This is a genomic window from Sphingomonas sp., assembly GCF_035555815.1.
Taxonomy (GTDB): domain Bacteria; phylum Pseudomonadota; class Alphaproteobacteria; order Sphingomonadales; family Sphingomonadaceae; genus Sphingomonas.
The window spans coordinates 1-6,983 of the sequence record NZ_DATMGG010000046.1 but is presented as its reverse complement, the minus strand read 5'-3'; the positions used below and the strand labels follow the sequence as shown (position 1 = coordinate 6,983).

Below are 6,983 nucleotides of genomic sequence, written 5' to 3'. Positions count from 1 at the left end.
GGGGAACGCGATCGACGCCCATTTCCCGAAGGGCGCGTTCTGGTATCTGCACATCGCCGGATGCGATCCCGCGCATCAGGGGCGCGGGCTGGGCGGCGCGGCGATCCGCGCCGGCTTCGATGCGCGGGTGCCGACCTATCTGGAAACCCCGGTCGAGGGCTATGTCCCGCTCTACCAGCGGCTGGGCTTCACCCTGACGGGCGACTGGCGGGTGCCCGGCGGCGGCCCGCGCTTTTGGTCGATGTGGCGCGACGCCGACGCGTCCACCGGGGCCCCTCAGCCGCGATAGCGCGCTTCGAGCAGATCGAGTTCGCGGATCATCTTCTGCGCGGTCGAACTGCCGACCCGCCGCTCGCGGGCGAGCCGGAACACCGCGTCGCGCTCCGCCTGCAACCCGACCAGCCGCAGATCGCGTTCGAGCTTGTCCTGAAGCCGGGCCTCTGCCGACACCTTCGGCCCCTGGCTGCGGCTTTCGATGCGGTCGCGGTAGAGGTCCATGATCCGGCTGCCGGCGGCGGCGTAGAAATCGGCGTCGCCGCGCTGCTGCCCCAGATCGTGCTGGGCGCGCTCGATCTCGCGGATCGCGGCTTCGGACGCGGCGACGCGGGCGGCGTCCTCCTCTGCCTGACGCGATGGCTCGGCGGGCATGGTCAAATCCTTGAGCAGGATCGGCAACCCGACGCTGGCGATCAGCAACGACACGATGATGACACCCGCCGCGAGGCAGATCGCCAGATCGCGTGCGGGAAACGGGGTGCCGTCGTTGAGGGTCAGCGGCAGCGTCAGCACGCCGGCCAGCGTGATCGCCCCGCGCACCCCGGCGAACGACATAGCCGCGACCAGCCGCCAGTGCGGGCCCTTGACCGGCGCGGCATCGGGATCGGGATCGGCGCGGCGGCGCAACAACGTCAGGCGCAGCGACACCCACACCCAGGCGAACCGCAGCGCGGCCAGTCCGGCGACGATGGCGAGGACATAGAGCGCCAGCCACCAGGTGCTGTGATGCCCGGTGACGCGCACCGTTTCGCGTGCGCCGGCCAGGATGCTGGGCAATTGTTCGCCCAGCAGCACGAAGATGATGCCGTTCAGCGCGAACTGGATCGTATCCCACACCGAATTGCGGCGCATCCGGGTCGCGGCCATCGCCTGTCGCGAAATTTCGGCAAAGGTCATAGTGACGCCCGCGGCGACCGCGGCGAGGATGCCGGAGGCGTGGAGGTGTTCGGCGATGAGGTAGGAGCCGAACGGGATCAGCAGGCTGACGAGGATCTGCGACCCCGTCTCCTCACCAAAACGTTGCGAAACCCACGCCTTGGCCCGCGTCGCGGCGAGCGTGACGATCACGCCGACCACGATTCCAGCGCCCGCCACCCAGGCGAAGTTGAGCGCGGCGGCGGAGGCGGAGAAGGTGCCGGTCAGCGCCGCCGCGATGGCGAAGCGCAGGCAGACCAGGCCCGACGCGTCGTTGAGCAGCGATTCGCCTTCCAGAATGTGCATCATCCGTTTCGGGATGGGCACGCGCGCGGCGATCGCCGACACCGCGATCGGATCGGTCGGCGACACCACAGCCGCCAGCGCGAATGCCACCGCCAGCGGCATCGCCGGGATCATCCAGTGGATCAGCAGGCCCATGCCGACCACGGTGATCAGCACCAGCCCCAGCGCCAGTTCGATGACGGTGGACAGATCCTTGAGCAGCTCGTCCTTCGGAATGCGCCACCCGTCGAGGAACAGCAGCGGGGGCAGGAACAGCAGCAGGAACAGTTCGGGATCGAGGGTGACGCGATAGGATGTCGACAGGCCGATTACCGCGCCCAGCATGATCTGGACCAATGGCGTCGGCAGCGACACCGGCAACATTCGCGACACCGCGCCGCTGACGATCACCGCCAGCAGCAGGAACAGGACGATCGATACTGTCTCCAAACGCGAATTCCCTCATACGCATCACTTCTCGCCCCCTCCTAGGGGGTGGATCCTTTCGCGGGCAACCGTCTTTGACGTGCGGCGGGCGATGGGCACAAAATTTGTTCTCGACCGTTACGGTGGTGACAAAGGGGGTGCGCTTGGACGATGTAGCCCCGGGTGGGAGATGAATCGGGCGTGCGCGTACATTCGACGGCGATCATTGTGGGGCTGATGGCCGGCGCGGCGGTGCTGCCCGGAATCGCGCGTGCGCAGGTGTCCCGGCCGGCCCCTGGACAGGGCGCCCCGGCGACGACGGCGGCCGACAGCCAGGCGCGCCACCCCGCGCAGGATGGCGCGATCATCCCCGACGATCAGTTCGAACAATCGATTCCGCCGCTGTCCGACGATATCGACGCGCCGCTGGAGCCGATCGCGCCGCTCGCGCCGGGCGTCGAACCGGCCGCCCGTCAATCCGGCGCGGCTTCGCCCGACGCGGATCTGGCACCGGTCACCCTGCCGAGCGAGGCCGATCTGGCCGCGCCGCTGCCGCCGCTGTCGGGGTTCGACGTAACCCCGGTCGTCATCGCCGGCGTCGACGACCAGCCGGCGGTGGCGATCCGCTACGAAACGCGCGTCGAGGGGCTTGAGGCCGTCGGGCTGGACGACCAGTTCAAGGCGCTGTCGGCGCTGCGAAAGGATAACGACGCGCCCAACGCCGCGGTAGTCAACGCCCGCGCGAAGGAGGATGAGGGGCTGGCGGTGCGGCTGATGCAGTCGCTCGGCTATTACGACGCTACCGCGACCTCGGCGATCGAACAGATCCCCGGGCAGGCCGCCCGCGTTCGCGCCACGGTGACCGCTGTGCCCGGCCAACGCTATCTGCTGGGATCGATCACGGTGAAGGCGGGGCCGACCGTGCCGCCGGATCTGATCGCCAAGGCGCTGCCGCTCAAGACCGGCGACCCGATCGAGGCGGAGCGCATCCAGGGCGCGGAGGCCAATGTCGCGCTGCAACTGCCGCAGCAGGGCTATGCCTTTGCCGAGGTCGGCCAGCGCGACATCCTGCTCGACGACGTCACGCTTCGCGGCGACTATACGTTGCCGGTCGAAACCGGGCCGCGCGGGACGTTCGGCGGGTTCGCGCTGCGCGGCGACCCGGTGTTCGACGCCGATCACATCGCGGTGCTGGCGCGATTCAAGCCGGGCGAATTGTATGACAGCCGCAAGGTCGACGATCTGCGCCAGGCGCTGGTCGCGACCAGCCTGTTCTCCAGCGTCGGCGTCTCTCCCCGCAAGACCGGCCGGCCCGGCCCCGACGGCACCGAACAGGTCGATCTGACGATCCGCCAGAACAAGGGGCCGGCGCGAACGATCGCCGGAACCGCCGGCTATGGCACCGGGCAGGGCCTGCGCGCCGAGGCGAGCTGGACCCACCGCAACCTGTTCCCGCCCGAAGGCGCGCTGATCGTCGCGGGCGTTGCCGGAACGCAGGAACAGGGGCTGTCGACCACCTTCCGCCGATCGAACGCCGGGCGGCGTGACCGCACCTTCTCGCTGATCGCCTCCGCCAGCCATTCGCATTATGACGCGTTCGATGCTTTCACCGGCACGATCGCGGCGCGGATCAGCTATGATTCGACGCCGATCTGGCAGAAACGCTGGACCTATTATTACGGCGGCGAACTGGTCGGCACCAATGAGAGCGTCTATGATTTCGCCCGCGACGAGCGCGTGCGCCGTACCTATGGCATCGCCGCGCTGCCGACGTTCCTGGGTTATGACACGTCGGACAATCTGCTGAACCCGACGCGCGGTTTCCGCCTGAAGCTCAACGTCAGCCCTGAGACGTCGGTGCAGGGATCGGTGCGGCCGTATGTCCGCACGATGGTGGAAGGCACGGGCTATTATCCGGTCACCGACAGCCTGGTGATCGCCGGGCGGGTGCGCGCCGGGGTGATCGCCGGGGTCGCGCGCGACGATCTGGCGCCGTCACGGCGCTATTATTCGGGCGGCGGCGGATCGGTGCGCGGCTTTGGCTATCAGGGGCTGGGCCCGCGTACGATCGAGCCCAATCCCGATTACGACCCGACCAACCCGGACGAGAAGGATTCGCCGACGGTGATCCGCCCCGTCGGGGGGCGCAGCCTCAACGAATTCTCGATCGAAGCGCGCTATCGCTTCGGCAATTTCGGCATCGTCCCGTTCGTCGATGCCGGCCAGGTGTATGACAGCGTGCTGCCCAAGGGCCGCGACATCCGCTTTGGCGCGGGGATCGGCGCGCGTTACTACACCAATTTCGGGCCGTTCCGCATCGACGTCGCCACCCCGATCAACCGCAAGCCGGGCGAAGCGAAGATCGCGCTCTACCTCTCGATCGGGCAGGCGTTCTGATGGCCGAGGACCAGATGCCCGCCGAACAGGCCGCGCCCGCTGCCGCCGATGCCCGGCCGGTGTGGCAAAGAATCGCCCTGTGGGGCGGGGCGGGGCTGATCGGCCTGATCGTGCTCGCCGCGGCGATCGTGCTCGGGCTCGATACCCAGGTCGGGCGGCGGTTCGTCGCCGACCGGATCGGCGGTTACACCATGGCCAACGGCATCAACCTGCGCGTCGGCCGGATCGACGGATCGCTGTATGGCGCGATGGTGCTGCGCGACGTCAAGGTGCAGGACCAGCACGGCGTTTTCGCCACATCACCGCAGATCGCGATCGACTGGCGGCCGTTCGCCTATCTGCGCAACCATGTCGACGTGCGGTCGCTGGCCAGCCCGCTGGTGAGCGTGGCGCGCCTGCCCGAGTTGAAACCGGTGCCGAGCGATCCCAACGCACCGATCCTGCCCGATCTCGACATCGACGTCGGCCGGCTGACGATCAAGCGGATCGATCTGGCGCCGGCGGTGAGCGGCGAACGCCGGCTGCTGACGCTCGACGGCAGCGCCCATGTCGCGCACCGCCGCGCGCAGATCGTGGCCAACGCGGCGACGATCGGCGGCGGCGACCGGCTGGCGCTCAATCTCGACGCCGTGCCCGATGCCGACCGGCTGGGGATCGACGCAAGGATTTCCGCGCCGAAGGGCGGGCTGATCGCGACGATGGCCGGGCTCGACGCGCCGCTGATCGCGACGATCGCCGGCAAGGGCAGCTGGAAGGCGTGGAACGGCCGCGCGGCGGCGACGCTGGGCGGCGGGCAGCTCGCCGATCTGGCGATCGAGGCGCGTAACGGCACGTTCCGCGTGCGCGGGCCGACCCAGCCGGGACTGTACCTGAAAGGGCCGGTCGAGCGGCTGACCGCGCCGCGGCTGGACGTGGCGCTGGACACAACCCTGAACGAGCGCAAGGCCGACACGCGGCTTCAGTTGCGGTCGTCGGCGTTGGCCGTCGCGGCGCAGGGGATGATCGACCTGGGGCAGAGCCGGTTCGGCAACGTCCGGGCGGAAGCGAGGTTGCTGACCCCCGGTGCGATCGCACCGAACCTGAGCGGGCGATCGGTCCGCGCGGCGGTCGCGCTCGACGGCCCGTTCGCGCGACCGGTGATCGACTACAAGATCCAGGCGGCGGCGCTTGGCTTTGGAGAGATGGGCGCCGAAGGCGTCTATGTGGAGGGCAAGGCGCGCGTCGATGCCGACCGGATCATGATACCGGTCGCCGGCCGGGTCGCGCGGGTGACCGGGCTGAACGCGGCGGCCGGCGGGCTGCTCACCAACGTGCGGCTGAACGGCGATCTGGCGGTTTCCGGCGGCACGCAGATCCTGTCGGACAATCTGCGCATCCGTTCGGACAAGATCGACGCGACCGCGATCATCGCGGCCGACATGGCGAAGGGGCGCTACACCGGCGCGCTGAAGGGCCGCGTCAACGACTATCGCATCGACGGCGTCGGCATCGTCAACGTCACCACCGACGCGAAGCTCTATTCGGCGGCATCGGGCGGGTTTGGTATCCGCGGCCGCGTGGCGGCGCAGACCGCGCGCATCTTCAACGACGGGCTGCGCGAATTCCTGGGGGGCAACGCCTACAGCCGCGCCGACCTCGACTATACCCCGCAGGGGATCATCGCCTTTTCCGGAGTACGGGTGAACGCGCCGGCATTCCGCATCACCGCCGGATCGGGCCGCTACGATCCGGCGGGGCCGATCCTGGTCAACGCCCAGGGCTGGTCGCGGCAATATGGCCCGTTGACCGCGCGGGTGAACGGCACGCTGGCCGCGCCGGTGGTGAACCTGCGCGCGCCGCGTCCCGGCGTCGGCATCGGGCTGGTCGATCTCAACGCGACGATCCGGGGGCAGGGCACGCGCTACGCGGTGACTGCGACCGGCGGCACCGACTACGGGCCGTTCGACGCCAATCTGCTGCTGGCGACATCCCCCCGGATCGCCGCCGACGTCCGCAACACGCGCTTCGCGGGCATCCTGTTCAACGGCCGGGTCGAACAGACCGTGGCTGGGCCGTTCGCGGGCAGCCTGCGCTTTGCCGGGTCGGGAGTGAACGGCACGCTGGGGCTGGGCGCCGAAGGGAAATATCAGCGCGCCGACGTCGATGCTCGCGCCAACAATGCCGTGATCCCCGGCACCGCCGGCCTGACCATCGGCCGCGCCATCATCACCGGCCGGGCGGTGATGTATCCGGGCCAGCCGGCAATCGTCGGCGATGCCCAGATCGCAGCATTCAAGATGGGCAATCTTGCCATCAAGACCGCGCGCGCGAAGATCGATTATCATGGCGGCAACGGCACTGCACAGGCCTTTGCCGAGGGATCGTCGGGCGTGCCGTTCCGCATCGGCGCCAATGCGCGCTTCTCGCCAAAGCTGTGGCTGGCGGCATTGCAGGGGCAGGCCAACGGCATCAATTTCCGCACGGTCAATCCGGCGCGGATCGAACCCGTCGGGGGCGAATACCGGCTGTCGCCGACTCGGATCGATTTCGACCAGGGATCGCTGCGGCTGGCGGGCCGCTATGGCCGGGGCATGGCGCTCCAGTCGCGGCTCGACAAGCTCGACCTGGCGGTGGTCAACGCCTTCGTCCCCAATCTGGGCATTGGCGGCACCGCGACCGGCAGCATCGCCGTCGACCAGCCGAGC

Annotated in this window: 2 protein-coding genes and 2 pseudogenes; 3 read left to right on the top strand and 1 reads right to left on the bottom strand. The window is 69.1% G+C overall.

The annotated features are described in order from the left end of the window. Positions 1 to 289: pseudogene (locus tag VNR91_RS02575) on the top strand (hypothetical protein); the annotation flags it as partial. Here VNR91_RS02575 and VNR91_RS02570 read toward each other — a convergent pair. Then, complete coding sequence (locus VNR91_RS02570) at positions 277 to 1,926, bottom strand: Na+/H+ antiporter (protein WP_325489225.1); 1,650 nt, start codon at positions 1,924 to 1,926, stop codon at positions 277 to 279. The pseudogene VNR91_RS02575 and the gene VNR91_RS02570 overlap by 13 nt on opposite strands. Positions 1,927 to 2,139: 213 nt before the next feature. Here VNR91_RS02570 and VNR91_RS02565 point away from each other — a divergent pair, with 213 nt between their 5' ends. Both VNR91_RS02565 and VNR91_RS02560 read left to right on the top strand, forming a co-directional pair. Further along, on the top strand, positions 2,140 to 4,299 hold the full coding sequence (locus tag VNR91_RS02565) for a BamA/TamA family outer membrane protein (protein WP_325489227.1): 2,160 nt from the start codon (positions 2,140 to 2,142) through the stop codon (positions 4,297 to 4,299). Then, positions 4,299 to 6,983, top strand: a pseudogene (locus tag VNR91_RS02560) (hypothetical protein); the annotation flags it as partial. The gene VNR91_RS02565 and the pseudogene VNR91_RS02560, both read left to right, overlap by 1 nt.

Coding starts and splice junctions, on each gene's coding strand:
- VNR91_RS02565 (WP_325489227.1), top strand. CDS start 2,140: ATGGCCGGCGCGGCGGTGCTGCCCGGAATCGCGCGTGCGCAGGTGTCC.